25 protein-coding genes are annotated in these 26,203 nt (G+C 60.5%); 8 read left to right on the top strand and 17 right to left on the bottom strand.

Going from position 1 to position 26,203, the window contains the following annotated elements; translation table 11 throughout:
- Positions 1-260: 260 nt before the first annotated feature.
- The 7 genes from PMI32_RS21870 to aruG all read left to right on the top strand — a co-directional run bounded on the left by PMI32_RS21870 (position 261) and on the right by aruG (position 6,089).
- A complete protein-coding gene (locus PMI32_RS21870; RefSeq protein ID WP_008026508.1) occupies positions 261-1,040 on the top strand; it encodes a transporter substrate-binding domain-containing protein in 780 nt (259 codons plus the stop codon).
- Positions 1,041-1,115: 75 nt separating this feature from the next.
- Positions 1,116-1,841 carry an ABC transporter permease gene (locus PMI32_RS21875; RefSeq protein WP_008026506.1) on the top strand — a complete coding sequence of 242 codons (726 nt, stop codon included), beginning with the start codon at positions 1,116-1,118 and terminating at the stop codon, positions 1,839-1,841.
- A complete protein-coding gene (locus PMI32_RS21880; RefSeq protein WP_008026504.1) occupies positions 1,838-2,548 on the top strand; it encodes an ABC transporter permease in 711 nt (236 codons plus the stop codon). Before PMI32_RS21875 ends, PMI32_RS21880 begins: the two co-directional genes overlap by 4 nt.
- A gap of 51 nt (positions 2,549-2,599) precedes the next feature.
- On the top strand, positions 2,600-3,361 hold the full coding sequence (locus tag PMI32_RS21885; RefSeq protein ID WP_008026502.1) for an ABC transporter ATP-binding protein: 762 nt from the start codon (positions 2,600-2,602) through the stop codon (positions 3,359-3,361).
- A gap of 12 nt (positions 3,362-3,373) precedes the next feature.
- Entirely contained in the window at positions 3,374-3,853 is a 480-nt protein-coding gene (locus PMI32_RS21890; protein WP_008026500.1) for an Lrp/AsnC family transcriptional regulator, read from the top strand.
- Positions 3,854-4,119: 266 nt separating this feature from the next.
- Complete coding sequence (ctlX, locus tag PMI32_RS21895) at positions 4,120-5,058, top strand: citrulline utilization hydrolase CtlX (RefSeq protein ID WP_008026498.1); 939 nt, start codon at positions 4,120-4,122, stop codon at positions 5,056-5,058.
- Positions 5,055-6,089 carry an arginine N-succinyltransferase gene (gene aruG / locus PMI32_RS21900; RefSeq protein WP_008026496.1) on the top strand — a complete coding sequence of 345 codons (1,035 nt, stop codon included), beginning with the start codon at positions 5,055-5,057 and terminating at the stop codon, positions 6,087-6,089. The genes ctlX and aruG overlap by 4 nt, the downstream gene beginning before the upstream one ends.
- A 51-nt stretch (positions 6,090-6,140) precedes the next feature.
- Here aruG and PMI32_RS21905 read toward each other — a convergent pair whose 3' ends face one another.
- The 9 genes from PMI32_RS21905 to argH all read right to left on the bottom strand — a co-directional run bounded on the left by PMI32_RS21905 (position 6,141) and on the right by argH (position 15,621).
- On the bottom strand, positions 6,141-6,848 hold the full coding sequence (locus PMI32_RS21905; protein ID WP_008026493.1) for an HPP family protein: 708 nt from the start codon (positions 6,846-6,848) through the stop codon (positions 6,141-6,143).
- 159 nt (positions 6,849-7,007) lie between these two features.
- A complete protein-coding gene (locus tag PMI32_RS21910) occupies positions 7,008-8,186 on the bottom strand; it encodes an MFS transporter (protein WP_008026490.1) in 1,179 nt (392 codons plus the stop codon).
- A 151-nt stretch (positions 8,187-8,337) separates the two neighbouring features.
- Complete coding sequence (locus PMI32_RS21915) at positions 8,338-9,687, bottom strand: MmgE/PrpD family protein (RefSeq protein WP_008026489.1); 1,350 nt, start codon at positions 9,685-9,687, stop codon at positions 8,338-8,340.
- On the bottom strand, positions 9,684-10,571 hold the full coding sequence (locus tag PMI32_RS21920; RefSeq protein WP_008026487.1) for a polysaccharide deacetylase family protein: 888 nt from the start codon (positions 10,569-10,571) through the stop codon (positions 9,684-9,686). Before PMI32_RS21920 ends, PMI32_RS21915 begins: the two co-directional genes overlap by 4 nt.
- Positions 10,564-11,406, bottom strand: coding sequence for a polysaccharide deacetylase family protein (locus PMI32_RS21925; RefSeq protein WP_008026485.1), 843 nt, complete (start codon positions 11,404-11,406; stop codon positions 10,564-10,566). Before PMI32_RS21925 ends, PMI32_RS21920 begins: the two co-directional genes overlap by 8 nt.
- Before the next feature lie 135 nt (positions 11,407-11,541).
- Positions 11,542-12,366, bottom strand: coding sequence for an ABC transporter substrate-binding protein (locus PMI32_RS21930; protein ID WP_008026483.1), 825 nt, complete (start codon positions 12,364-12,366; stop codon positions 11,542-11,544).
- Between the two features lie 38 nt (positions 12,367-12,404).
- Positions 12,405-13,169 (bottom strand): amino acid ABC transporter ATP-binding protein, encoded by a 765-nt coding sequence (locus PMI32_RS21935; protein ID WP_008026481.1) that lies wholly within the window; start codon positions 13,167-13,169, stop codon positions 12,405-12,407.
- Between the two features lie 10 nt (positions 13,170-13,179).
- The gene (locus PMI32_RS21940) at positions 13,180-14,058 is read right to left on the bottom strand and encodes an amino acid ABC transporter permease (RefSeq protein WP_008026479.1); all 879 of its coding nucleotides are present in this window, start codon (positions 14,056-14,058) and stop codon (positions 13,180-13,182) included.
- Positions 14,059-14,193: 135 nt separating this feature from the next.
- Entirely contained in the window at positions 14,194-15,621 is a 1,428-nt protein-coding gene (gene argH / locus PMI32_RS21945; protein WP_008026477.1) for an argininosuccinate lyase, read from the bottom strand.
- Between the two features lie 296 nt (positions 15,622-15,917).
- On the opposite strand from argH, the gene PMI32_RS21950 reads away from it, so the two are divergent.
- A complete protein-coding gene (locus PMI32_RS21950) occupies positions 15,918-16,886 on the top strand; it encodes a LysR family transcriptional regulator (protein WP_008026474.1) in 969 nt (322 codons plus the stop codon).
- Between the two features lie 133 nt (positions 16,887-17,019).
- Here the strand turns inward: PMI32_RS21950 and PMI32_RS21955 are convergent, their stop codons facing one another.
- From PMI32_RS21955 to arnB, 8 genes are read right to left on the bottom strand one after another with little or no spacing between them, the layout of a single operon-like run.
- Positions 17,020-18,399, bottom strand: a complete 1,380-nt coding sequence (locus PMI32_RS21955) for a UDP-glucose dehydrogenase family protein (RefSeq protein ID WP_008026472.1) — start codon at positions 18,397-18,399, stop codon at positions 17,020-17,022.
- Complete coding sequence (gene arnF / locus PMI32_RS21960) at positions 18,396-18,797, bottom strand: 4-amino-4-deoxy-L-arabinose-phosphoundecaprenol flippase subunit ArnF (RefSeq protein WP_008026471.1); 402 nt, start codon at positions 18,795-18,797, stop codon at positions 18,396-18,398. Before arnF ends, PMI32_RS21955 begins: the two co-directional genes overlap by 4 nt.
- The gene (gene arnE / locus PMI32_RS21965; RefSeq protein WP_008026468.1) at positions 18,794-19,138 is read right to left on the bottom strand and encodes a 4-amino-4-deoxy-L-arabinose-phosphoundecaprenol flippase subunit ArnE; all 345 of its coding nucleotides are present in this window, start codon (positions 19,136-19,138) and stop codon (positions 18,794-18,796) included. The genes arnF and arnE overlap by 4 nt, the downstream gene beginning before the upstream one ends.
- On the bottom strand, positions 19,135-20,784 hold the full coding sequence (gene arnT / locus PMI32_RS21970) for a lipid IV(A) 4-amino-4-deoxy-L-arabinosyltransferase (protein WP_008026464.1): 1,650 nt from the start codon (positions 20,782-20,784) through the stop codon (positions 19,135-19,137). Before arnT ends, arnE begins: the two co-directional genes overlap by 4 nt.
- Positions 20,781-21,665, bottom strand: a complete 885-nt coding sequence (gene arnD, locus PMI32_RS21975) for a 4-deoxy-4-formamido-L-arabinose-phosphoundecaprenol deformylase (protein ID WP_008026462.1) — start codon at positions 21,663-21,665, stop codon at positions 20,781-20,783. The genes arnT and arnD overlap by 4 nt, the downstream gene beginning before the upstream one ends.
- Positions 21,665-23,656, bottom strand: coding sequence for a bifunctional UDP-4-amino-4-deoxy-L-arabinose formyltransferase/UDP-glucuronic acid oxidase ArnA (arnA, locus tag PMI32_RS21980; RefSeq protein ID WP_008026460.1), 1,992 nt, complete (start codon positions 23,654-23,656; stop codon positions 21,665-21,667). The genes arnD and arnA overlap by 1 nt, the downstream gene beginning before the upstream one ends.
- Complete coding sequence (gene arnC / locus PMI32_RS21985; protein ID WP_008026458.1) at positions 23,653-24,672, bottom strand: undecaprenyl-phosphate 4-deoxy-4-formamido-L-arabinose transferase; 1,020 nt, start codon at positions 24,670-24,672, stop codon at positions 23,653-23,655. Before arnC ends, arnA begins: the two co-directional genes overlap by 4 nt.
- Positions 24,669-25,817 carry a UDP-4-amino-4-deoxy-L-arabinose aminotransferase gene (gene arnB, locus PMI32_RS21990; protein WP_008026456.1) on the bottom strand — a complete coding sequence of 383 codons (1,149 nt, stop codon included), beginning with the start codon at positions 25,815-25,817 and terminating at the stop codon, positions 24,669-24,671. Before arnB ends, arnC begins: the two co-directional genes overlap by 4 nt.
- Positions 25,818-26,203: the final 386 nt, after the last annotated feature.

Genomic DNA, 26,203 nt, shown 5'->3' with positions numbered 1-26,203 from the left:
AAACAGCCTTATCAGCGCAATCGGGGCGTCTGGAGCGGCCCTTACGACACCTGCAACAGGTTATCTGTTGGCATTCTGGCCGTGCTTTTGAAGCCGTCTGTGCCGAGGGTTTCAGGCTGGAGGCCGCAACGTGCGGCCCCTCGAACAAAACAATAAGAACGCTGTTGCGGCTCGCGCCGCACCGACTCTCTGTTCCTGCCCAAAAAGGCGGTCCGGTTCGCCAGGCCGCGATAACTCCAAACAAATCGGGACTCAAGAAGATGAATATCAAATGGCTGACTTTGCCGACACTCGCGCTGCTGTGCTGCACCACCGGCGCCCATGCCAAGGAATGGAAAGAGCTGCGATTCGGCGTCAACCCAAGCTACCCGCCTTTTGAGTCAACCACCGCCGATGGCGGCGTGCAGGGCTTTGGCGTGGACCTGGGCAACGCGATCTGTGCCGAGCTGAAACTGACCTGCGTGTGGGTCAGCAATGATTTCGACGGGCTGATTCCAGCCCTCAAGGCCGGCAAGTTCGACGCCATCGAATCGTCGATGACCGTGACCGAGCCGCGCAAAAAGCAGATCGACTTCACCGACCGTCTGTACGCCGGGCCGACCGCCATCGTCACCCGCAAGGACTCCGGGCTGCTGCCCACCGCCGAGTCGCTGCGGGGCAAGACCATCGGTTACATGCAGGGCACGATTCAGGAAACCTACGCCAAGGCCAAACTGGGGCCGGGCGGCGTGAAGCTGCGGGCTTATCAGAATCAGGATCAGGTGTACGCCGACCTGGTTTATGGCCGTCTCGATGCGTCGATCCAGGACAAGCTGCAAGCGCAGATGAGCTTCCTCACATCCCCACAAGGGGCTGACTTCCAGAACAGCGAAGGCATCAGCGACCCGCTGGTGCCGTCGGAAATTGCCATCGGCGTGCGCAAGGACAACGAAGAACTCAAAGGCATGCTCAATGCCGCCATCAAGGCCCTGCACGACAAGGGCATCTACGCACAGATCCAGCAGAAGCATTTCGGCGATCTGGACCTCTACAACAACTGATCCTCGCGCCCCAAGACACTGTGCCGTGAACCGGCACAGTGTTTCATCGTGGGCGCCTCAAGACAGGTGACTGGCGTGAATTCCTTCCTGAATCTGATCGGGCTCGATGTTTCGGCCCTGCAAGGCTATGGCCCATTGTTGCTGCACGGCACCTGGGTCACGCTGAAACTGTCGGCGCTCTCGCTGCTGGTGAGCATGGCGCTGGGGTTGCTCGGCGCGGCGGCAAAGCTGTCGCCGCTGAAGCTGTTGAACCTGCCGGCAACCTTCTACACCACCTTGATTCGCGGTGTGCCGGACCTGGTGCTGATGCTGCTGATTTTCTACAGCCTGCAAGGCTGGCTGAGCAGCCTGACCGAAGCGATGGGCTGGCCGTACATGGAAATCGACCCGTTCGTGGCCGGGATTATCACGCTCGGGTTTATCTATGGCGCGTATTTCACCGAGACCTTTCGCGGGGCGATCCTCAGCGTGCCGCGTGGACAGCAGGAAGCCGCGGCGTGTTTCGGTTTGAACCGCTGGCAGCGGTTTCGCTTCGTGGTGTTTCCGCAAATGATGCGTTTCGCCTTGCCGAGCCTGGGCAACAACTGGCTGGTGTTGCTCAAGGCCACGGCGCTGGTATCGATCATCGGCCTGTCGGACCTGGTCAAGGTCGCGCAGGAGGCCGGTAAAAGCACCTTCAACATGCTCGATTTCCTGCTGATGGCGGGGGCGCTTTATCTGCTGATCACCAGCGCGTCGAACTACGCCTTGCGTGTGTTGGAGCGACGTTACAACCAGGGCGTACGGGGGATGGCGCGATGATCGAGTTGATTGCCGAATACTGGAAACCCTTTCTGTTCAGCGACGGCGAGACCCTCACTGGTCTGGCGATGACCCTGTGGTTGCTGGTGGCGAGCATCGCGATGGGGTTTGTCCTGTCGTTGCCGTTGGCGATCCTGCGCACCTCGCGCTGGGGCTTGCTGCGCTGGCCGGTCCAGCTGTTTACCTACGTGTTTCGCGGTACGCCGCTGTATATCCAGCTGCTGATTTGCTACAGCGGGATCTACGGCATCGCGGTGGTGCGCTCGCAGCCGCTGCTCGAAGCGTTCTTTCGCGACGCGATGAATTGCACGCTGCTCGCGTTCACCCTCAACACTTGCGCCTATACCGTGGAAATTTTTGCCGGTGCGATCCGCAGCATTCCCTACGGTGAAATCGAGGCAGCCCACGCTTATGGCTTGAGCGGCTGGCGCCTGTACCTGCGACTGATCCTGCCCTCGGCGCTGCGCCGTGCGCTGCCGTATTACAGCAACGAAGTGATTCTGATGCTGCACGCGACATCGGTGGCGTTCACCGCAACCATTCCGGACATTCTCAAAGTCGCCCGCGACGCCAACGCCGCGACCTTCATGACCTTTCAGGCGTTCGGCATTGCCGGCCTGCTGTACCTCGCGTTGTCGTTTGGCCTGGTTGGCGCATTTCGTCTCGCGGAAAAGCGCTGGCTGAGCTTTCTCGGGCCGACTCATTAATCCATTTATCCAGAGCAGCGCCGAATCGGGTGCTGCTGCAGGGGTGTCTGCATGTACAAACTCACGGTTGAAAATCTGTATAAACGTTTTGGTGACAATGAAGTGCTCAAGGGCGTCTCGTTGAATGCGCGGGCAGGGGACGTGGTGAGCATGATCGGTGCCAGCGGTTCAGGCAAAAGCACCATGCTGCGTTGCATCAATTTTCTGGAACGGGCGGACGAGGGCGCCATCGAACTCGACGGCGAACGGGTCATCACCCGCCCGGGCGCGGGTGGCATGCGCGTCGCCCATCCGGCACAGTTGCAGCGTTTGCGCACGCGCCTGGCGATGGTGTTCCAGCATTTCAACTTGTGGAGTCACCTGACCGTCCTGGAGAACATCGTGCTGGCGCCGTGCCGGGTGCTGGGCATCAGCCGCAAGGCGGCTGAAGAAAGTGCACGGGCTTATCTGGACAAAGTCGGCTTGCCGCAGCGAGCCGCCGATCAATACCCGGCATTTCTGTCCGGCGGCCAGCAGCAACGGGTGGCGATTGCCCGGGCGCTGGCGGTGGAGCCGGAAATTCTGCTGTTCGACGAGCCGACCTCGGCCCTTGATCCGGAGTTGGTCGGTGAAGTGCTCAAGGTGATTCAGGCACTGGCGGAAGAAGGCCGGACCATGTTGATGGTGACCCACGAAATGGGCTTTGCCCGGCAGGTGTCGAGCCAGGTGTTGTTCTTGCATCAGGGGCGGGTCGAGGAGCAGGGTGATGCGACGATCCTCGACCAGCCTAACAGTGAACGTTTGCAGCAATTCCTATCGGGTCGTTTGAAGTGAGGCAAGACGTACATGGCGGATATCCGCGATCTGTCGATCGTGCTTGATCGTATCGATCAGGCAATCATTGAAGTACTGCGCCATGAAGGGCGCATCACTTACCAAAAGCTTTCGGAGCGCGTGCACCTGACCCCCAGGCCGTGCCTGGAACGGGTGCGCAAGCTTGAACAGCTCGGGGTCATTCGCGGTTACGGGGCGATCCTCGATGAGAAAAAACTGACACCGGGGCTGTCTTTGCTGGTGTTGGTTGCACTGTCGAACCAGAGCGGTCGGGCGGCGCAAAAAGCCTTCGAAGCCAAGGTCCGTGCTTGCCCGCAGGTGCTGGAGTGTCGCTTGATCAGCGGTGCGTTCGACTACAGCCTGCGCATGCGTTGCCGCGACATGGAACATTACCGGGTGCTGACCGAAGTCTGGTTCGACGACCCGGAGCTGCACATCGACAAACTGGTCAGCCACCCGGAACTGGCGATGGTCAAGACCACGATGGAGTAATAAACACCGCAGTTCCCTTGTGGGAGCGGGCTTGCTCGCGAAAGCGGAGTGTCGGTCGACATTGATGTTGGATGACACTCCGCTTTCGCGAGCAAGTCGAATCGTCGCACCGCCGCTCCCACATTTGGTTTTTGGTGTCTGCCGAATCGGCTGGGCAAGACAAAAACTACAGCCGTTTCCATCACCTTCAAAACCCTTATCAACCGGGTTTTCCCGCTCCCGAAACAGACAATGAGACTCTCTCAACCCTCATTGAATCTGTGCCCATGCAAACCACCAATACCGTTTTGATGATTCGCCCGACACGTTTCTCTTTCAATCAGGACACGGCGGCGAACAACCGTTTTCAGCGCCCGGCAGCCGTGTCCGAAGACGTTCAGCTCAAGGCCCTGCAAGAATTCGATGGCTACGTTGCCGCACTGCGCGGGCAAGGCGTCGAGGTCCTTGTGCACAACGACCTTGAAGCCCCGCACACGCCAGACTCGATCTTTCCCAACAATTGGTGGAGCAGCCATCCCGACGGCACGTTGGTGCTGTACCCGATGCAAGGCCACAACCGGCGCCTGGAGCGGGATAAAGGTGTGCTCGACTGGCTGCGCGATGAATACCGGGTCGAGCAGTTGCTGGACCTTTCCAGCCTCGAACAGCAAGAAGTCTTCCTTGAAGGCACCGGCAGCATGGTGCTGGATCGTCAGCAGCGGATTTGCTACGCCGGCTATTCCACCCGCACCCACGCCCGGGCGCTGGATGAGGTGGTCAACCATCTGGGTTACGAGCTGTGCGCGTTCACGGCGGAAGACCGTCAGGGCGTCGCGATTTACCACACTAACGTGATGATGAGCGTCGGTACGCAGCTGGCCATTGCCTGCCTGGCATCGGTCACGAACCCGAGCGAACGCCTGGCCCTGCGCTCGCGGCTGGAAGACAGCGGCAAGCAAGTCATCGCGCTGAACTGGAGCCAGTTGGAATCCTTTGCCGGCAACATGCTGGAAGTTCAAAGCAGTGCGGGCGACCCCGTGCTGGTGATGTCACGTACCGCCTGGCAAGCGTTGGACACACGCCAGCGTCGGTTGATTGAAGCCCGCACCACGCCGCTGCCGGTGAACATCGACACCATCGAACGCATTGGCGGCGGCAGCGCCCGCTGCATGTTGGCCGAAGTATTCCTGCCCAAACACCTGACTGCCAAGGAGCAAGTGCGATGATCGTCCGTCCCGCCACACCGGCTGACCTGCCGGCACTCCTGGCCCTGGCTCATAGCGCCGGGACCGGTTTGACTACCTTGCCTGCCGATGCGCCGCGTTTGCGCCAGCGTCTGGAATGGGCCGCGAAAACCTTTGCCGGCGACGCCGAGCGTGCCGATGCCGACTACCTGTTTGTGCTGGAGAACGACCAGCAAGAAGCGATCGGTATTTGCGCATTGGCCGGTGCCGTCGGCCTGCGCGAGCCCTGGTACAACTATCGAATGGGCTTGTTTGTCGCGGCGTCGAAAAACCTCGGGATCAATCAACAACTGCCGACCCTGTTCCTGGGTAACGACATGACCGGGCAATCGGAGTTGTGCTCACTGTTCCTGCACGCCGATCATCGCAGCGGGCTGAACGGGCGCTTGTTGTCGAAGGCGCGGTTCCTGTTTCTCGCAGAGTTCCGTCAGCACTTCGGCGACAAGGTCATTGCCGAGATGCGCGGTTACTCGGACGAAGCGGGCATTTCACCGTTCTGGGAAGGGCTGGGGCGGCATTTTTTCAAGATGGACTTTGCCGATGCCGATTACCTCACCGGCCTGGGCAACAAGACCTTCATCGCGGAACTGATGCCCAAGTTTCCGCTGCCGACCTGCCTGTTGCCGGAAGCAGCGCGCTCGGTGATTGGCCGCGTCCATCCCAACACCGAGCCGGCGCTGGGCATGCTTCAGGCGGAAGGATTCGAACACCGCGACTACATCGACATTTTCGATGGCGGGCCGCTGATTGAATGCTCCACCGCCGACATCCGCGCGGTGCGTGACAGTCAGGTGCTGCAGCTGAGCATTGGCACTCCCGGAGAACAGGCGGCGACTTACCTGATTCACAACCGCCAGTTTGCCGAGTGCCGGATTACCGCAGCACCGGCGCGGGTGGCGGCGGGCACGTTGATTGTCGACGCGCAGACCGCAAAAACACTGGGGTTGGGTGCCGGTGCATCAGTGCGGGCGGTGAGTCTGGCAGTACCGGCCAAGCAATTATCTGCGGCTTGACTCGAACCTTCAGGAGCGCGCCTGCTCGCTCCTGAAGGGTTCTGTAGGGTGTCAGGTTCTGCGGCTAAGGACTTCAGTGATACTGCGCCGTTTGGCATGCAACTCACTGGCTTGAATCAACTGCTCAAGGTCTTCCGGCGTGACGTCAAAGAAAGCTTCCATGTCCGCCAGCGCCCGTTTCAGATCCTGGGCAGTGATCGCCTGGCTGTCGATGGGCGGGTGATCGGCTGGCACCATCGCCACCGGTTCGCTGGCGCGTCTTGGGTAACGAATACGCGTCAGGTTGTTGTATGCCAGCGCGCTGAGCAACATCGTCGAGGCGCCGAGCATTACCGGGCCGAGGGCTTTCCAGTCCAGCGCGATGGTCGCAGGGTCGGCCAATACCAACAGCAACGCCAAGGCACCGGCCGGCGGATGCAGGCAACGCAGCCAGCACATCAGAATCAGTGACATGCCTGCGGCCAGGCAAGCACTGCCAAGGGTTCGCCCGAGCACGTGGGCGACCAACAATGCGACCACTCCTGCGCTCAAGTAACCGCCGAGAATCGACCAGGGTTGCGCCAACGCACCGGAGGACACCGCGAACAACAGCACTGCCGAGGCGCCCAGCGGACCGATCAGGTGCTGAGCCACTTCGATGCCGAAAACCTGTGAGCACAGCCAGACGCTGAACATCGTACCGAGGGCCATGCCGATGGCGGCGCGGCTCCATTCAGAAGGTCGGGTATTGATGGCGGCGGGGAACCAGCGAGCAAACATGAGGTGAACGGTCCGTTGCAAAAGTCGAGGCAAAAAAAAGGCTTAGCTGGGATACCCAGAAAGCCCTTGAAGTCGTTCCAACTATTGGGGGAGGAACGAGGCACAGTGTGCCGCTCATTCCAGATGGAGACAAATTCATATTAATGCAGTTTCAGTGCATTAATTTTGCTGTAAAGCCACCCGGCGTCCGCTCATGAAACACAGGAATCCGCCCATGGCGGTCAGCGCGCTCAGGGCATAAAACATCGTCGGCGCCGGGGTGTGCATCAACAGGAAACCGCAAATCACCGGGCTCAGGGCACCGCCCAGGGCCGCCAAGTTCTGCGCGCCGTAGTAACTGCCGCGCAGTTCTTCCGGGGCCAGGGTGTCGACGAACAGGAATTCGGCGGGGTAAATGATCATTTCGCCGAGGGTGAAGATGAACATCGCGATGCACCACGACACCAGGCTATCGGCCAGGCTGAAGCCGATCAGGCCGAGGATGAACAGGCTGGTGCCACCGGCAATCCAGTAGCGCAGTTGTTCACGCTTGAGGAAACGGCCGATCTGGTATTGCAGCAGGATCACGCTGATGGCGTTGCAGGCGAGCAGGGCGGCCATGGTTTCCAGGGCGCGTTTGGAATCCTGGGTCACCAGCAGGTATTGCGACAGGTACAGGGTGAAGCGCCCATGGACCACGGTGCTGAGCAGGCAGCCGCAGGTGAACATAATCAGTGTGCGGTCGTTTTTCAGGGTGATCAGGGTTTTCAGAAAGCTTTGCGGCTGACCGATCGCCGGTGTCTGGCTCGAATCTTTCGGGATCCCGCTCATCAAAAAGATGCTGAAAAACGCAATGCCGCCGGCAATCAGGAACGGCGCAATCGGGTATACACCGGCGATGACTACGCCGAGCATCGGCCCCGTGGCGTAACCGATGTTGGTCAGGGTGTAGCGCAGGGAGAAGGCCTTGGCGCGCTGGCCCATGGGCAGGTTTTCGCTGAGGATCGCCTTCGAGCCGATCAGGAACAGCGCCGAAGCGGTTTCGGTGATCACCAGGGTCAGGGTGGTCAGGTAGAGGTTTTCGGCGAAGGTCAGCAGCACAAAACCGATGGCGCTGGAGAGCATGGCGAGGATCAGCAGCCGGCGCTTTTCGAGGCGGTCGATGATGTAGCCGCCGTAGAGCGCGAGCAGGGTGGCGATGAACACCGCGATGCCCAGCAGCAAGCCAACGTCCTGTTGGTTGAGGCCCAGTTTGTTGCTCAGGAACAACGTGAGCAACGGGCTGGTGATGGCGCGGCTGACGACGATGGTCAGCGATACGATCATCAACCGGCGGATAACAAGCGAGTAAGTGGCCACGGTGGGGCAAATGTCCTTATTCAGATTTCAGGGTGTTCGACGGTGTACCGTGTCGCGCCCAATCGCGAGCAGGCTCGCTCCCACATTTGGAATGCGTTCCCCTGTGGGAGCGAGCCTGCTCGCGATTGGGTCAGATCAGTCACCGCATTACTCAAGTCAGCCACCGATCCAGCACAGCAACCGATTCCAGCTGTTCCAACCGCCACAACTGCCCGATCAGTTCCTCTGCCTGCGACCTCGGCATCACCCGCACCGCCAGGCTGAAAAACTTCTGTTCCAACGCTTCATCGCTCAACGGATTACCCGGCGCCCCCAGTGGCGGGTCGACGCACAGGCTCGCCTGCCGACCGTCCACCGTCCGCACGCTCACCACGGGCTCGCCATCCTCTGACAGTTGCGGGTCCACTACAAGACGAATGCGCGACATCCATAGCGCAATCTGCGGAACACGCCGTTGCTCGTCGTCATACGCCTCCAGCCGGCAATGCCCATGCACCAGGCGTGCGGCGAGGGCGTACGGCAAACTCATCTGCGCCGCCGCGAGGCTGCTCACTTCCTGAGCGCCGCACATGTCTTGCAGAAACCCGCACAATGAAACCTCAAGGTCTTCAACCTGATCGACATCCACCTGCAGTCGATCCAGCAACAACCCCAACGCGTCGATGGCCGAATGCGTGCCACGGCACGAGGCGTACGGCTTGATCGAACAGCGGGCGAGTTTCCACACGACGCCCAGGTCGGCATCCAGTGCTTCAGGTTGTGAAGACGCCCCAGCCAGGGTTTTCAGGAAACCGCCCCAGACATCATCGAACAGCTTCGACGGCCCGGTGATGCCTTGCTGCGCAAACCGTGCCGCCAGCAATCCACCTTCGGCGGCGCGCCCGCTGTGCAGTTTTTTACTCTGCGAGCCGTCGTGGATGAAGGCCCACAAGCCGCCGCTGAAACTGCCGGCAATGCCCAGTGCCGAGAGCATTTGTCCGGCGTTCAAACCCAGGATGCGTGCACTTGCCGCCGCCGCGCCAAACACGCCGCAGGTGGCGGTGGAATGCCAGCCGGCGCCGTTGTGCGCCGAATAACCACCACAGGCTTCGAGCACGCGGCGGCCGACTTCGTAACCGATGACCACCGCCGTGATGAACTCGCGACCACTGACAGGCCGCGTCGACATCGAAACAGCGGCCATGACCGCCGGCAGCACCACTGCGCCGGAATGGTCACAGCCACCGGTGTCATCCAGTTCCAGCGCATGTGCGGCGACGCCGTTGAGCATTGCAGCCTGAGCGGCGCCGACCCGCAGGTCCGCGCCCCAGACCAGCGTGCCGCCGGTTTCGCCCGCGAACACCAGGCGCGCCTGCTTCGCCACATCGCTATCAGCCCCGGCCAGCGTCGCGCCAAAGGTGTCGAGAATGTGCCGTTTGGCTTGTGTAACCAGTGCCGGGGGCAAGTCTTCAAATCGTGTGTCGACGCAAAACTGCGCCAGTCGTTGCAAACGCTCGGTCATAGGAGGTAGTCCCGATAATGCCGTTCGTACACTGACGCCGGGTGATCCTCGGTCACAGGCGTCGCGGAATCGGCCCACCACTGAGCGACTTCGGCTCCGGTGGCGATCCACACATCGTTGTGTTGCTGAATGCCCTGCAGCAATTCGCGCAACACGCCGATCCGCCCCGGCGTGGCAATGATTTCCGGGTGCAAACGCAGCACGTAACACAGCCCGAAGCGGTGAAACCCGGCGAAGTCCATTTGCAGGTTGCCCAGGGTGTGGCTGTAGGAAGCGATCCGCGATTGCGCCGGCGGCACCGCCGGGCTCAGGTTGAACGCGAAGTAGGGTTCGTCTTCCAGCTCGTAGTGCAAGGGCAGTTCAATCACCTGCGGCGCAGTGGGATGCGCGAACGGCAAGTCATCGCCGCGCCACGAGGATGACCAATGAATGCCTTGATCCCTCAGCACCTCGATGAACCCCGGCGCGCCATTGCCGGCGGGGATGCGAAACCCCGTCGGGTGCTGGCCGGTCAATGCTTGCAGCGCCTCGCAGCCGGCGGCCATTTCGGCGCTCTGCTGCGCCAGATCGAGGGTGTCGTAGTTTTGATGGCGATACCCGGCGCAGGCGATTTCATGCCCACCGGCCTGAATCGCCTGGAGGTGTTCGGGGTTTTCTTCGGCGACGATGCCGGGGACAAACCAGCTGCTGCGAACCCCCAGTTCCTTGAACAAACCCAGCAGACGCTCGACGCCGCGCTGGCTCCCGTAACGCCATACAGACAGTGTCTTGTCGCGCCCGGCGACTTCCGGCGCCTGGGTGAGAATCCCGTGAATGTCGTTGTAATCGACGGTCAGAACCACCGCGCAGCGATAGCCGTCGGGCCAGACGATGGAATCAGCCATGGTGATGCTCCTTCAGCCACCACTGGGCGACATCGCGGCAAGTGGCAAACCACACGTCGTCGCGCTGACGCATGTGTTCGAACAGTTTTTCCAGCAACAGGATGCGTCCCGGTTTGCCGGTGATCTTGGGGTGGAACAGGGTGGTCAGGCACAACCCCTCATTCATGGCACCGTCGTACTCGCGGCACCAGTTGTCCAGAGTCAGCTCGTAGCTGGCCGTGCGGTCCAGTCCCGAAGGAAAGTCCGGCGCGCGGGTGTAGGCGAGGGAGGCGTAGTCGTCCATTTCCCAGCGACCGGGGATTTCCACCAGTGGCGTGTCGAACCCCGGCACGTTCACCAGGTACGGTCGGTCGTCGCCGCGCATGCTGCTGGAGTAGGTCACGCCGGCTTCCACCAGCATCGCCGGGGTCTCGGCGCGCCAGTCGCCGGACGGCGTGCGGAAACCTTCGGCGCGGATGTTCAGGTGTTTCCAGAACACCTCGCGGGATTTCTTCATTACGTCCCTTTGCTGGTCCAGCGTCAGGGCGTAAAAGGATTCGTGTTTGTAGCCGTGATACGCCACTTCATGCCCGCGTTCGACAATCGCCTGGCACTGTTTCGGCCAGTTCTCCACGACCCAGGCCGGAACGAAAAACGTGGTCGGGATGCGGAATTCGTCGAGCAGGTCGAGAATCCGTGGCAGCGCCCGGTAAGGGCCGTAACCACCAAAACCGAAGTACTCGGGCTTGTGCCAGATCGAGCCGTTGAGCATCGCATCGCCGGTGGGGCCGTCGAGGTCGAAGGCCAGGGCAAGGCAGGCCTTGTGCTGATCGGGCCAGGTTGGGGAGGACGACATCGTGATGCTCCGTATTCAATTGTCGAAACGCAACCTTGTAGGAGCCGGCTTGCCGGCGATGGCGGCGCATCAATCTGCATTGATGGTGCCTGACCCACCGCTATCGCCAGCAAGCTGGCTCCTACAGGGCAAGCATTACTTGCCGGCGTTGATGGTTGCCGTCTTGATTGCGCCCAGCTCCAGGTCCCATTTTTTCAGGATGGTCTGATAGCTGCCGTCATCGATCATGCTCTGCAACGCAACCTTCACCGCTTCGCTCAGCTCAGGCTTTTTGTTGCTCAGGCCCATGCCGGAGAACTGCACGGAAATCGGCTGGCCGACCGTTTTGTACATGTCCTTTTCCTGAGTCTTCAGGTACGACAAGGTCTCGCTGCCTTGCATCGCGGCATCGATACGGCTCTGACGCAGTTGCGCACGGGCATCCGCCGAGCCTTCGGTGCCGATCACCACGATGGCCGGTTTGCCGGCGGCTTCGCAGTTGGCCTTGCTGTATTCAGCGATTTCCGCCGGGAACGTGGTCCGGCGGCTGGTGCCGACTTTCTTGCCGCACAGGTCGGTGATTTCGTTGAAATCCTTGTTCTTCTGCAGGGTGTAGAACTGCGGACCGCTGGTGAAGTAGTCGACGAAGGTCACGCTGGCTTGACGCTCTTTGGTGTCGGTCATGCCCGACAGCACCATGTCGACGCGGTCGGTGGTCAGGGCGTTGATCATTTGCTCGAAGCCGGTTTCCTGCCATTTGATCTTCACGCCCAGACGTTCGGCCAGGGCGTTGCCCAGATCAACGTCCACACCGGTGAGGGTATTGGTGGCCGGGTCCTTGAAATCCATCGGCGGGTAGTTCGGCATGATCGCGACGACGATCTCGCCTTTTTCCTTGATGCTGGCCGGCAATTCGGCGGCGAAGCTGACGCTGGATGCCATCAGGCCTGCGAGTACTGCTGGGATTACGATGTTCTTCATGGTCGTTCTCTTATGTGTGTTGTTACGCCAGCCGGCGCTTAGGTTCGAACGGCAGAAATGAAGCTTTGGGTGCGCGGGTTTTGCGGACTTATTAGTATTTCTTCGGGGCTTCCTGCCTCCACGATCTGCCCGCCGTCCATGAACACCATGCGGTTGGATACTTCGCGAGCGAAGCCCAGTTCATGGGTGACGACGATCATGGTCATGCCGGATTGCGCGAGATCGCGCATCACCGACAGCACCTCACCGACCAGTTCCGGGTCGAGTGCCGAAGTGGGTTCATCGAACAGCATCAGCTTGGGCCGCATGGCCAATGCGCGAGCAATGGCGACACGTTGTTGCTGACCACCCGAAAGCTCGATCGGGTAGCTGTTGCGCTTGTCGGCCAGGCCGACGCGGGCGAGCAGTTCCAAGGCTTCTTCGTGCGCCTCCTTGGGCGAACGCTTGAGCACCTGGCACGGCCCTTCGATGATGTTTTGCAGCACAGTCATGTGCGGAAACAGGTTGAAACGCTGGAACACCATGCCGGTGGCCAGGCGTTGACGGGCGATCTGCGACTCGTTGAGCTCGTGCAGTTTGTTGCCGACGATGCGGTAACCCACCAGCTCGCCGTCGACCCACAGGCCACCCTTGTCGATCTTTTCCAGCTGGTTGACGCAACGCAGCAGGGTGCTTTTGCCTGAGCCGGACGGGCCGATGATGCACAGCACTTCGCCTTGCTCGACTTCGATGTTGATGTCCTTGAGGGCGTGGAAATGGTCGTAATACTTGTTCAGGCTCACGGCCTTGACGATGCTTCTCATGTTCGATTCCTCAAGAACGCTTGCCGGCGCCGCGAGCGAAACGACGCTCCAGACGGCTTTGACCAAAGGACAGCACGGTGACCGTGGCCAGGTACCAGATACCCGCAACGATCAGCAGCTCCATCACCCGGGCGTTGGCGTAGTAGATGTTCTGGGCGTTGTAGAGCAGCTCCGAGTACTGGATGACGCTCGCCAGCGAGGTCATTTTCACCATGCCGATAAACTCGTTGCCGACTGGTGGAATGATGATCCGCATGGCCTGCGGCAGGATGATCCGGCGCAGCGCTTGCAGGCGTGGCATGCCGATCGACTTGGCGGCTTCGTACTGCCCGGTGTCCACCGACAGCAGGCCGGCGCGCACCACTTCGGCGGTGTAGGCGCCCTGGTTGATGCTCAAGCCGAGGAGGGCGGCCACGAACGGCGTCATCAGGCTCACAGTGTCCATTTCGAACACGCCAGGGATGCCGATGGTGGGGAAGATCAGCGCCAGGTTGAACCACAACAGCAGTTGAAGGATCAGCGGCGTGCCGCGGAACAGCCAGGTGTAGGTCACTGCCACGTAGCGCAGGATCGGGTTGGCCGACATGCGCATGATCGCCGTGATCACCCCGAACACAATGCCTAGCCCCATCGCCAGCACGGCCATGACGATGGTATTGAGCAAGCCCCACATGATCGCCTGGGACGTGAGGAACTGGCCGATGTACGACCACTCGATCTTGCCTTCGGCGAAGGCCCGCACCAGGCCGATGATCGCGATGACGATGACCGTGGCGAAAAAGATCCGCCCGTAGTAACGCCGTGGCACGTGATCGTACTGGGTGATATCGAACTGGTTTTCCGCCAGTTTGCGCTCCGCCTGGAGTCGTTCTGCCTGAGTCTGGCTCATGTTGTTTCTCCGAACACTGGTATTACATTCCCTTTGTAGGAGCCGGCTTGCTGGCGATGATGTGTCAGCTAAAACGGTGTCGACTGACACTCCATCGCCAGCAAGCTGGCTCCTACAAGGGTTTTGCGTTGTCTATCAGAGGCGGAAGCCCTGATAGTTCTCGGTCCATTCGTGTTGCGCGGCGAGGGTGGTCTTCAACCGGCCGATCTGCTCGCGCACCTGCTGCGGCGCCGTACCACCCCAACCGCTACGGGCGGCGATTGCGGCTTCCAGCGTCAGGCTATCGCGCACTTCCGGGGTCAGGCGCGGGTCGATCTCGGCCAACAGTGCCGGCGAGGCTTCCCACAACTCGATGTCGTGTTTCTCACAGGCCTGAACCAATGCGCCGGTGATTTCATGGGCTTCCTTGAACGGCACGCCACGCACCGCCAGCCAGTCGGCCACTTCGGTGGCGAGGGTGAACCCGAGCGGTGCCTGACGGCGCAGCTCTTCAACGTTGACCTTCATGGTCGCGACCATCCCGGCCATGGCAGGCAGCACCAGCAACAAGGTGTCGACGCTGTCGAGCACGCCGTTCTTGTCTTCGCTCAAATCGCGGTTATACGACAGCGGCAGGGATTTCAGGGTGGAGAGCAGGCCGGTGAGGTTGCCGATCAGGCGACCCGCCTTGCCCCGGGCCAGCTCGGCAATGTCCGGGTTTTTTTTCTGCGGCATGATCGAGCTGCCGGTGGCGTAGGCATCGTCCAGTGCAACCCAGCGAAATTGCCGCGACGACCATAGGCAGAATTCTTCCGCGAGGCGCGAAATGTTGATCCCGAGCATGCTGGCGATAAACAGGAACTCGGCGACGTGATCGCGGCTGGCCACGGCGTCGATGGAGTTTTCGCAGACGCCGCTGTAACCCATTTCCTTGGCCGACTGTTGCGGCAGGCGCGCGATGGCGGAACCGGCCATGGCGGCGGCGCCGAGTGGCGACAGCGAGGTGCGGATGTCCCAGTCCACCAGCCGTTGCACGTCACGCAGCATCGATTGGGCATGAGCGAGCAAGTGGTGAGCAAAGACGATCGGTTGCGCCTGTTGCAGGTGAGTGAAACCGGGGCAGATGCTTTCGATGTGTTGTTCGGCCTGGTCGACCAGCGCTTGTTGCAAGGCCAGCACTTCGACGGCCAGGGTGCGCACGTGGTCCCGCAGGAACAGACGCAGGTCGTTGGCGGTCTGGTCGTTGCGCGAACGGCCGGCGCGCAGCTTGCCGCCCAATGGGCCGAGGCGCTCGGTCAGCAGGCGTTCGATGAAGGTGTGGACGTCTTCGTCATCCAGCGTTGGCGCGATGCTGCCGGCTTTAAAGTCAGCGCCGATACCTTCCAGCGCGCCCAGCATGGTGTGGGTTTCCTGCTCGCTCAACAGCCCGGCGCGCTGCAGTTCACGGGCATGGGCCTTGGAACCGGCGAGGTCGTACGGGGTCAGGCGAAAGTAGCGCTCAGGGCAACGGGACAGGGCCGCCAGGGCTACGGATGGGCCGCTTTTGAAGCGGGCACCCCAGAGACGGTCGGTGGTTTGAGACATTGTTGTTTTCCTCGTCGGTAAAGCGAACTGAAATTGATGCGCAGAGCCGGGAAGACCCGCCGAAAATAATTCGGGCGTGGTTCGGCCTAAGCAGTTTTCAAGAGGGCAGTTGCAGCGTTGCGAGAGCTGATCGAAGTGTCAGCTTTTAGTAGTTCGAAATCAGTGAGTTGGCACTGAAGTACGGGGATTATTAGCGGTTGCCAAGCCTGGTTTTCTGTGTTCATTATTATTGGCCAGCTATGTTTTTGTTGTTGGGTACAGGTTGTTGAATAGCGCGCCAGAGGTAAATAAGCATTATGGAAACCCCACTTTCCAATTCCGGAAACCCGGCGCCAAAAACGGCGCATCGGGCGCCACTGGCCCTCAGCGGGCTGGATTTCAAACTGCTCAAAGTGTTCAAGGCCGTGGTCGAGGCCGGCGGTTTCAGTGCGGCGCAGAACGAGCTGAATGTGGGGCTGGCGGCCATCAGCAAACAGATCTCCGACCTTGAAATTCGTATCGGCATGCGCTTGTGCACCCGAGGTCGCGAGGGCTTTCATCTGACCGAAGAAGGCCGCCTGGTGTATCAGGCGTCGATTGATTTATTTGCCTCGGTCGACAACTTTCGCGACCGCCTTAGTTCGGCGCAGAATGAACTTATTGGCGACTTGGGTGTGGGTGTTATTGATAACACTATTTCCGATTTTAATTCGCCATTAGTTGCAGCGCTTAGACGGATAAATGAAGACTCGCCGAAAGTAAGGTTTCAACTTCAAGCATCACAGCTCGATGAAATTGAAAGAGGGGTCGTAGAGGGACGCCTGGTAGCCGGTATTGTGCCGGTTTATCAGAAACGCGAAGAGTTCGACTATTACACGCTGTATGAAGAACGCTCGGAGGTTTACTGCGCAATCGGCCACCCGTTGTTCTCGGTGCCAGAGGCAGAAATCGGCAGCAACGTGCTCAAGGATTACGAGTGCATCAACCACCGATACGCGATCCATCGCGACAAACTGAATTTTGCCCGGTACGACAGTTTTTCCGCCTCGGCGACCCAGGTGGAAGCCGTGGCGCTGCTGATCAAGACCGGGCGTTTCGTGGGTTTTCTACCGCAGCATTACGCCGCGTCGATGGTCGCCCAAGGGCAGTTTCGCGCGGTGCGGCCGGACCTCATTCACATCAGCACACCGTTCAATCTGATCCTGCGTCACAACACCGTGCGCAGTCCGTTGGTGAAGGCGTTTGCCCAGGCGTTGGGCGTTGATTTGAAGGTGCCTGTTTGTTAATCAAACTTTACTGACACCATCAAACTGTAGGAGCTGGCTTGCCAGCGATAGCAATCAAAAGATCACCACAAAGTCCAAGGTCCTCATCGCCGGCAAGCCGGCTCCTACAGTGTTTTGCGTATGCCTCTGTCAATCACGCAACAACCGAAGCCACTGGCCATTGTTGATGCGGAATCGGTAACTTGCGCGAGTCGCCGCGGCCCATTGGAAAGTACATAAACCCGCTGCGCGCCAACCGGTCCGCGTCATACAGATTGCGTCCATCGAATATCACCGGCGCTTTCAATCGTTGCTGGATCAGATTGAAATCCGGCGCCTTGAACTGCTGCCATTCGGTGCAGATGATCAACGCATCAGCGCCGGCCAGCACCGATTCCGGGGTGCCCATGAGCATCAGCTTCGCTTCGTCGGGATACAAATGCTGGGTTTCCTGCATCGCCTCCGGGTCGAACGCCCGCACGCTGGCACCGGCGGCCCACAGCGATTCCAGGAGTACCCGACTCGGCGCGTCGCGCATGTCGTCGGTGTTGGGCTTGAACGCCAGGCCCCACACAGCAAACGTCTTGCCGCGCAAATCGCCCTTGTAGAACGCGTTGATGCGCTCGAACAGCTTGTGTTTCTGCCGCTGGTTGATGGCTTCCACCGCTTGCAGCAGGTCGCTGGAGCAATGCGCTTCCTCGGCGCTGTGGATCAAGGCGCGCATGTCCTTGGGGAAACACGAACCGCCGTAACCGCAGCCGGGGTAGATGAAGTGGTAGCCGATGCGCGAATCGGCGCCGATGCCCAGGCGTACCGATTCGATGTCGGCGCCGAGGTGTTCGGCCAGTTCGGCGATCTGGTTGATGAAGCTGATCTTGGTCGCCAGCATGCAGTTGGCGGCGTACTTGGTCAGCTCGGCGCTGCGCAGGTCCATGAACATGATCCGGTCATGGTTGCGGTTGAACGGTGCGTAGAGGTCGCGCATGACATCGCGCACGTCATCGTTTTCGCAACCGATGATGATACGGTCCGGGCGCCGGCAATCGGCGACGGCGGAGCCTTCTTTCAAGAACTCCGGATTGGAGACGATATCGAACTGCAGCAACCGGCCGACCTTGATCAGGCACTTGTCGATGTGCGAGCGCAAGGTATCGCCGGTGCCCACGGGAACGGTGGATTTCTCCACCAGAATCACCGGCTGCTCGCGGTGGCGGGCCACCGCTTCGCCCACCGACAGCACGTAGCGCAAATCCGCTGAACCATCGTCCCGGGACGGCGTGCCCACCGCAATGAACAACACCTGGCCGTGTTGCACCGCGAATTTTTCATCAGTGGTGAACTGCAACCGCTTGGCCTCCAGGCTTTCGCGCACGAGGCTGGCCAGCCCCGGCTCGAAAATGCTCACGTGGCCTTGTTGCAGCAACTCGACTTTTTTCTCGTCGATGTCCATGCAAACTACGTCGTGGCCGACTTCAGCCAGGACAGCGGCCTGCACCAGGCCGACGTAACCGCTACCAAATACACTGATTTTCATAGGTCACTCCTGAGTGTGGACGCGTGAGCAGGTCGAGCGTTGATGGTGATGACGCCCAGAATGACCAAGGCCACCCCGAGGCTTTTGGAAAGGCTGAAGTCTTCGTTGAACACCGGCAGGACGGCGGCCAGCAAGTACACCAGCGCGTAGCTGATGCTCAGCAGCGAGTAAGCCCGGCCCAGCGGCACATCGCGCAGGGCCACGAGCCAGCTGAGCATCGACAGGGCGTAAGCGAGGATCGCGGCCAGCACCACCGCGACGGCGCTCGGGTCGAGGCTGGCGGTCAGCAAGTGCTCCGGTGACGGCAGGCGCGTCATGCTCCAGCGCATGCCCAACTGCGCGGCACTGCCGAGCAGCACGCTGCCCAGGGCGAAGGCGATGCCCCGGCGCAGGCTCATGCGTTCAACCCCAGCAAAATCACGCCGCCGATCACCAGCGCCACGCCCAACCCGTGGCGGCGGTCGATGGTTTCGTGGAAGACAAAGCGAGCGATCAGGGTGATCAGCACAAAATTGAGGCTCAACATCGGATAGGCGACGCCGACTTCAAGTCGCTGCAACACCAGCAGCCATACCAGCAAACCCGCGCCTAGCGCGGCGAGGGCCAGCCACAGCCATGGCGAGCGCAATTTTTCGCCCCAGCCCGACGTTTTGCCGCGCCAGTTCTCCACGGCGTATTTCTGGGCGATCTGGCCCAGGCAGGTCAGCAGGCAGGCCGCCAATACCAGCAACAGGCTCATGACGCACCCTGAGGGAATATCAAAATCACAAGGTTGCCTTGTTCATAGCGTTTGCCATCCTTGGGCAAGCGGTCGATTTCATGCAGCTCGTCTTCACCCTTGACCCGCATCAGCACGCCTACCGAGCCACGCTGACGGGCGTCGTGCATCCACTGTTGCACGCGATCAGGGTCGACGCGTTGCGACACGCCGTCAGGATAAGCGAGGCCATATTTCAGTTCGCCTATCGTGTTGTACAACGCCACGTCCGGGCGTTTCAGGCGCCAGGCCAGGGCCGAAGCGGCGCCCAGATCGTTGCTCAACAAACTGACGGTCTCGCCGAGCTCCCGGGCATGCTCAAGGACAAACTGGTCGGGCATTTTGTTCGCCACCACCGATTCGGGTATGGCCGCCGGCAAGACCCCGACCAGCAGCAGACTGCCGAAGGCCGGCGCCGCCCAGCATTGCAAGGGCCGGAACGCTTGCAGCAGGTTGGCGATGATCCAGCCGATCAGGCCGATGAACACCAGCACCAGGTTGTGCAACTCGTGGTCGTACAGCGGTTTCTTAAGTTGCAGGTACACCAAAGTGAAGAGGGTGGTCAGGCCCAGCATGAGATTGAGCAAACCATTGAGGCCCAGTACCCGGCCTTGCTCCAACCGCAAGCGATCCGCCAGCGCATGCCCCAGCAGCAAAGCCAGTGGCAACAGGCACGGCATGATGTAGGTGGGCAACTTGCCGTTGCTCAGGCTGAAAAACAGCAGCGGCATCAGCAACCACAACAGCAGGAAAGCGATGTTTGCCTGCCTGCGGGTTTGCCATGCCTGACGAAGTGCAGACGGCAGCAGCACCACCCACGGCAGACTGAACGCCACCAGCAACGGCAGATAAAACCACCACGGCGCGTCATGCTGCGCGTCCTCACTGGCGAACCGACGGATGTGCTCGTGCCAGAAGAAAAACCGCCAGTAATCGGGCTCCTGCGCGTGCACCGCCAAGGCCCAGGGCAGGCTCACGACGATGGCCACGGCAATTGCCAGCGGGCCGTAGATCAACAGTTCACGCCAGCGTTTTTGCCAGAGCATCCAGGGCAGGGCGATCAGCACCGGCAGCAGCCAGGCGAGAAAGCCCTTGGTCAAGAAGCCCATGCCACAGGCCAGGCCCAGTGTTGCCCAGGCAATCAGGCGTCGGGCGCGGGTGGCGCTGTCCAACGCAAACCACAAGGCGACCAGGCTCAGGTTGACCCAGAAAGTGAACTGCGGATCGAGGTTGGCGTAGCCGGCTTGCCCGGCGACCACGGTGAAACTCATGTACAGCAACGCGCAGGCAAAGCTTTTGCGTGGCTCGTTCCACAGCCGGCGAGCGATCAAGTAACACAGCATCACACTGAGTCCGGTACTGATGGCCGAAGCAATCCGAACCCCGAACAGATTGTCGCCAAACAGTGCCTGGCCAACGGCAATCATCCAGTACCCGGCCACCGGTTTTTCGAAATAGCGCAGGCTCATGAAATGCGGCGAGATCCAATTGCCGCTCAAGAGCATGTCCTGGCTGATCTGCGCGTAACGGGTTTCATCGGGAATCCACAGTCCGTGGGTGCCCATTGGCAGCAGGTAGCCCAGCAGGAAAAGCCCCAGCAGCAGCGGCAGTACCCAGCGTTTACTCATGCACCTTGCACTCCCAGCCAGCCTTCACGGCCGTCGAGCGTGCCGCGCAGTACGCGACCGGTCGGCAAGGTGCCTGGCGCCGCGGGCAGCCATTCGCCCAAGGGTTGAAAGCGAATACCTCGCTGACGCGCAGCGGCCAGCAGTTGACGAAAATCGTTGGCCATCAGAATCCCTTCTACTTCGGCGTGGATCGTATAGACGTTGAGTTTTTCCGGGGAGAATCGATCGAGAATGAATCCATTGAAGTCTTTGGACGCGAGCGTTGGGCCAACCACTTCATCGAAGGTCGGCAGGTCCACCGGAATCTGCGGTGCCCCCAAACCACCCCCGGCCAGAGTCGGCTGGAACAGGCTGTGGCCACGGCAATCGCTGTTGTATCGAAAGCCAAAAGCCTGCTTGGCCTCGATCACGCGCTCGTCCGCGCGCCAGCCAGCGGCTGCCGAGCACTCGATTTTTTGCCCGAGGATGTCGCCGAGCGTGTCCACGCCCTGGCGAATCTGCTCGATCAACTGTGCGTCGCTCCAGCGCCCGGCATTGGCCTGCCAGCCGTGGTGATCCCAGGCATGCAGGCCGACTTCATGACCTGCATCCCGGGCCTGGCGCATCAAGTGCCCGAGGTCGCGACCAATGAGTTTGCCCGGCCATGCGGTGCCGGCCAACAGGATGTCCCAGCCGTACAGCCCGGCGGCGTTGGAGCGCAGCATCTTCCACAGGAACTGCGGACGGATCAGGCGCCACAAGTGGCGCCCCATGTTGTCCGGCCCGACACTGAAGAAAAAAGTCGCTTTGACCTGCGCTTCATCGAGCATCTCCAGCAACCGGGGCACTCCTTCCCGAGTGCCCCGGTAGGTGTCGACATCGATTCGAAGGCCTGCCTGCATCAGAGCTTGTCCGCGATTTCGAGCATCGCTTCACGCAAGAAGAAATCCAGGGTGTTGCCGATGGTTTCGCTCATCTGCACGGTCGGCGCCCAGTCCAAAAGACGCTTGGCGTTATCGATGCTCGGTTTGCGGTGGGACACGTCCTGGTAACCGGTGCCGTAGAACGCCTTGCTTTCAACGTCGCGGAAGCCGGCGAACGGCGGGAAGTTGTCGCGCAGCGGGTGCGCTTCGAACTGGCGCAGCAGCTCCTCGCCCAACTGACGGATGCTGGCTTCGTTGTCCGGGTTGCCGATGTTGATGATCTGGCCGTTGCAGGCATCGTTGTCGTTATCGATGATCCGCGCCAACGCTTCGACGCCGTCGGCGATGTCGGTGAAGCAGCGTTTTTGCTCACCGCCGTCGAACAGGCGAATCGGCGTGCCTTCCACCAGGTTGAGGATCAGTTGCGTGATCGCCCGGGAGCTGCCGATTCGCGCCGAGTCCAGTCGGTCGAGGCGCGGGCCCATCCAGTTGAAGGGGCGGAACAGGGTGAAGTTCAGGCCTTTCTGGCCGTACGCCCAGATCACGCGGTCGAGCAATTGCTTGGAGGTCGAGTAGATCCAGCGCTGCTTGTTGATCGGCCCGACCACAAGGTTGGAAGTGTCTTCGTCGAAATACTGATCCTGGCACATGCCATAGACTTCCGAGGTCGAGGGGAATATCACGCGCTTGTTGTATTTGACGCAGTAGCGCACCAGTTTCAGGTTTTCTTCGAAGTCCAGTTCGAACACGCGCAGCGGGTTGCGGGTGTACTCGATCGGCGTGGCGATCGCCACCAGCGGCAGGACCACGTCGCACTTCTTGATGTGGTACTCGATCCACTCGGAGTGAATGCTGATGTCGCCTTCGACGAAGTGGAAATGCGGATGGCTGCGCAGGCGTTCGATGGCGTCCGAGCCGATATCGAGGCCGTAGACCTCGTAGCGGTCGTCACGCAGCAAACGTTCGGACAAGTGATTGCCGATGAAGCCGTTGACGCCGAGGATCAGCACGCGGGTGCGACGTGGCGCGCGCCCTGATTCGGCACCGCGCAGGACGGAACCGTCGACCAGCCCCAGTTCGTTGGCCAGTTGCGGGCCGCTCAGGTACAAACCGTTGTCGTTGCGTTGGCCGGCAGTGATCACCAGGGAATCTTCGCCGCAGGCAATACGCAGCGGATCGACGCTGATGACCCGGCCCGGTGCCTGACCTTCGTTGCCCTGGGCGACTTCGGCGCTCCAGACGATCAGCTTGTGCTCACCCACCGCGCAGAAAGCGCCGGGATAAGGCTGGGTCACGGCGCGTACCAGATTGAACAGTTCTTCGGCCGGTTTTTGCCACATCAACTTGCCGTCGGCAGGCGTGCGGCGACCAAACACCGTGGCTTTCGATTCGTCCTGCGGGGTCTCGCTGACTTTCCCGGCGAGCAACGCCGGCAGCGTGTCGCGCAGCAGGTCGGTAGCGGCCACGCGCAACTTGCCGTGCAGGCTCAGCGCGGTGTCGTTTCGCTCTATCGCGACTTTTTTCTGGGCGAGAATCGCACCGGCATCGGCACGCTTGACCATGCGGTGCAGGGTCACGCCGGTTTCGCTTTCGCCATTGACCAGCACCCAGTTGGCCGGCGCACGACCGCGATAGCGCGGCAGCAACGAGCCGTGCAGGTTGAACGCGCCCTTAGTGGCCGTGGCCAGCAACGGCTCGCTGAGCAGGTGGCGGTAGTAAAACGAGAACAGGTAATCGGGGTTGAGCTTGGCGATGCGTTCGATCCACAGCGGATGATTGACGTCTTCCGGCGCGTGCACCGGGATCCCCTTACGGGCGCACAGTTGCGCAACCGAGCCGTAGAAGGCGTTTTCCTGCGGATCATCGGCATGGGTGAACACGGCGGCAATTTCGTAACCGCTGGCGAGCAGGGTTTCGATGCCGGCACAGCCAATATCGTGATAGGCGAAGACAACAGCTTTTGCGCTCATGAGAGAACCTGATCTGAAGAGGTGGAAGTGAGGCCGTCGACGGTGACCACAGGCGCCGGGGTGGCCGGCTGGCCGCGCAGGACTTTTTCGATGAAGAACCGCGGACGGGCGCGAACGTCGCTGTACATGCGCCCGAGGTACTCGCCCAAAAGCCCCATGCCGATGAACTGGCCGCCGGTGAACACGAACAGCACGGCGAACAGCACGAACGTACCGTCACCGGCCCAACTGGCACCGAACACCAGCCGCAGGACGATCAACGCCATGGCGAATGCCACGCCCAGTCCGGCCATGGCGAAACCGACGATGCTCAGCAACCGCAGCGGCGTGGTGGTCATGCACGTGATCAGGTCGAACATCAGATTGACCAGGCGCATGGGGCTGTACTTCGATTCGCCGTGTTCGCGCTCGGCGTGGGTCACCAGGATTTCCGTGGTGTGCCGGGCGAAGCTGTTGGCCAGGATCGGAATGAACGTGCTGCGTTCACGGCAGGCGAGCATGGCGTCGACAATGGTCCGGCGGTAAGCCCGGAGCATGCAGCCGTAGTCGCTCATGGCGACGCCGGTGGAACGCTGCACGGCGAGGTTGATCAGCTTCGACGGCCAACGGCGCAGGGCCGAGTCCTGGCGGTTGTTGCGTACCGTGGCGACCACGTCATAGCCGAGTTCGGCCTGAGCCACCAACCGTGGAATTTCTTCGGGCGGGTTTTGCAAATCGGCATCGAGGGTGATGACGACATCGCCCTTGCACTGCTCGAAACCGGCCATGATTGCCGCGTGCTGCCCGTAATTGCGGTTGAGAATGACCGCCACCACCGGGCTGCACTCGCGACTGGCGGCTTCTTCAAGTATCTGCGCCGAGTGGTCGCGGCTGCCGTCGTCGACCAATACGATTTCATAGTCATGGTGCAATTGCTGGCACGCCGCTTCGGTGCGCCTGAGCAATTCGGGCAGGCTGTCCTGTTCGTTGTAGACCGGGATGACAATTGACACGCAACGGATTGGGTAGGGTTTCACAGGCGTCTGTCCACAGTGGCTTCGATGGCGCTGACCACTCGGTCGACGTCGTCGTGGGTCATGTCGGGGAACAACGGGATCGAACACAGGCGCGCCGAGTTCCATTCGGTGTTGGGTAAGTAAATATTGGGGAATCGCTGGCGGTAGTAGGTGTGCAGGTGAGTGGCGATGAAGTGAATGCCGGTGCCGATGTTTTGTTCCTGCAGGGCTTTCATGAACGCCTCACGGTCCAGCCCGCAACGCTCGGTGTCGATACGCAGGATGAACAGGTGCCAGGCGTGCTGCTGCGGGTAGGCCGGAATCGTCAGCGGTTGCACCGGTGAGCCTTCCAGCCGTTGCAGGTAAGTCTTGGCCAGTTCGGTGCGCTTGGCGTTGATCTGGTCCAGGCGCTCCAGTTGCACCAAAGCAATGGCGGCATTGATGTCGGCCAGGTTGTATTTAAACCCCGGTTCGATCACCTGGGCCTGGGGTTTGCGGCCGTGGGTCAGGCGGTCGTAGGCATCGACGCCGAGGCCGTGAAACTTGAGCATGCGCACTCGACTGGCCAGCGCTTCATCATCCGTGACGAACATCGCGCCCTCGGCACAGGTCATGTTCTTGATCGCGTGGAACGAGAAGATCGCCGTGCCTTTCGCGCCGACGTGACGATTTTTGTAGCGGGTTCCTGCGGCGTGGGCGGCGTCTTCAATAACGGGGATGCCGTGTTTGTCGGCCAACGCATAGAGCGGGTCGAGATCGAAGGCGGCACCGGCATAATGCACCGGAATGATTGCCCGGGTGCGCGGGGTGATGGCCGCTTCAATGTGCTCCACATTGCTCATCAGCGTGTCGCGGTCAACGTCGACGAACACCGGTGTCGCGCCCAGCAGACAGATCATGTTGGCGGTGGAGACCCAGGTCTGTGACGGCGTGATCACTTCATCGCCGGGACCAATGCCCAAGGCCAGTAATGTGACGTGCATGGCGCCGGTCGCCGAGGAAAGTGCCACGGCATGACGGCAACCCACGTAGTTGGCGAAGTGTTCTTCCAGTTGCTGGTTTTTCGGTCCGGTAGTGATCCAGCCGGAGCGCAATACTTGCTCTACGGCAGCCATTTCTTCATCGCCGATACTGGGGCGGGAGAAGGGGAGAAAAGCCTGACTCATGGGCACCTCAAGGCTGTTGGCTTAGTGGTATGGCTCTAGATAATTCTTGGATCCAATGAAAGCGTAGCCGAACAAATGAAAGCTGCATCAATGAGTTGACTCATCATGCTGACAATCCGCTTTCATTGACTTTTCCTGCCTGGACCGGCAGGTTGGGAGCCCCTTGCGGCTCACCGTATTCATAAGAGGTTAGGCGCGTTTTTGTGAAAGGAACATGAAAAACCGGTCGTTGAATCGTTTTTCTGACAGCTATTAAGCCCATGTTCAGACTACTGCCGTTCATCGCGTTTTTAGTAGAAAGGTCCTACAGAAGTGTTCCGCTTTATATGAAGGATGTTTCAATCCTTAGTTGTTTTATTGATCTGTTTCCACTCAAGGCCGTTTTG

Origin of the sequence: Pseudomonas sp. GM60 (assembly GCF_000282415.1) — a bacterium.
GTDB lineage: Bacteria > Pseudomonadota > Gammaproteobacteria > Pseudomonadales > Pseudomonadaceae > Aquipseudomonas > Aquipseudomonas migulae.
This window is presented reverse-complemented; position numbering and strand designations above follow the sequence as displayed.

Bases quoted from the DNA above. Each gene is read 5' to 3' on its own strand.
- PMI32_RS21870 (WP_008026508.1), top strand. From the start codon at position 261: ATGAATATCAAATGGCTGACTTTGCCGACACTCGCGCTGCTGTGCTGC.
- PMI32_RS21880 (WP_008026504.1), top strand. From the start codon at position 1,838: ATGATCGAGTTGATTGCCGAATACTGGAAACCCTTTCTGTTCAGCGAC.
- PMI32_RS21885 (WP_008026502.1), top strand. From the start codon at position 2,600: ATGTACAAACTCACGGTTGAAAATCTGTATAAACGTTTTGGTGACAAT.
- PMI32_RS21890 (WP_008026500.1), top strand. From the start codon at position 3,374: ATGGCGGATATCCGCGATCTGTCGATCGTGCTTGATCGTATCGATCAG.
- ctlX (WP_008026498.1), top strand. From the start codon at position 4,120: ATGCAAACCACCAATACCGTTTTGATGATTCGCCCGACACGTTTCTCT.
- aruG (WP_008026496.1), top strand. From the start codon at position 5,055: ATGATCGTCCGTCCCGCCACACCGGCTGACCTGCCGGCACTCCTGGCC.
- PMI32_RS21905 (WP_008026493.1), bottom strand. From the start codon at position 6,848: ATGTTTGCTCGCTGGTTCCCCGCCGCCATCAATACCCGACCTTCTGAA.
- PMI32_RS21915 (WP_008026489.1), bottom strand. From the start codon at position 9,687: ATGACCGAGCGTTTGCAACGACTGGCGCAGTTTTGCGTCGACACACGA.
- PMI32_RS21920 (WP_008026487.1), bottom strand. From the start codon at position 10,571: ATGGCTGATTCCATCGTCTGGCCCGACGGCTATCGCTGCGCGGTGGTT.
- PMI32_RS21925 (WP_008026485.1), bottom strand. From the start codon at position 11,406: ATGTCGTCCTCCCCAACCTGGCCCGATCAGCACAAGGCCTGCCTTGCC.
- PMI32_RS21930 (WP_008026483.1), bottom strand. From the start codon at position 12,366: ATGAAGAACATCGTAATCCCAGCAGTACTCGCAGGCCTGATGGCATCC.
- PMI32_RS21935 (WP_008026481.1), bottom strand. From the start codon at position 13,169: ATGAGAAGCATCGTCAAGGCCGTGAGCCTGAACAAGTATTACGACCAT.
- PMI32_RS21940 (WP_008026479.1), bottom strand. From the start codon at position 14,058: ATGAGCCAGACTCAGGCAGAACGACTCCAGGCGGAGCGCAAACTGGCG.
- argH (WP_008026477.1), bottom strand. From the start codon at position 15,621: ATGTCTCAAACCACCGACCGTCTCTGGGGTGCCCGCTTCAAAAGCGGC.
- PMI32_RS21950 (WP_008026474.1), top strand. From the start codon at position 15,918: ATGGAAACCCCACTTTCCAATTCCGGAAACCCGGCGCCAAAAACGGCG.
- PMI32_RS21955 (WP_008026472.1), bottom strand. From the start codon at position 18,399: ATGAAAATCAGTGTATTTGGTAGCGGTTACGTCGGCCTGGTGCAGGCC.
- arnF (WP_008026471.1), bottom strand. From the start codon at position 18,797: ATGAGCCTGCGCCGGGGCATCGCCTTCGCCCTGGGCAGCGTGCTGCTC.
- arnE (WP_008026468.1), bottom strand. From the start codon at position 19,138: ATGAGCCTGTTGCTGGTATTGGCGGCCTGCCTGCTGACCTGCCTGGGC.
- arnT (WP_008026464.1), bottom strand. From the start codon at position 20,784: ATGAGTAAACGCTGGGTACTGCCGCTGCTGCTGGGGCTTTTCCTGCTG.
- arnD (WP_008026462.1), bottom strand. From the start codon at position 21,665: ATGCAGGCAGGCCTTCGAATCGATGTCGACACCTACCGGGGCACTCGG.
- arnA (WP_008026460.1), bottom strand. From the start codon at position 23,656: ATGAGCGCAAAAGCTGTTGTCTTCGCCTATCACGATATTGGCTGTGCC.
- arnB (WP_008026456.1), bottom strand. From the start codon at position 25,817: ATGAGTCAGGCTTTTCTCCCCTTCTCCCGCCCCAGTATCGGCGATGAA.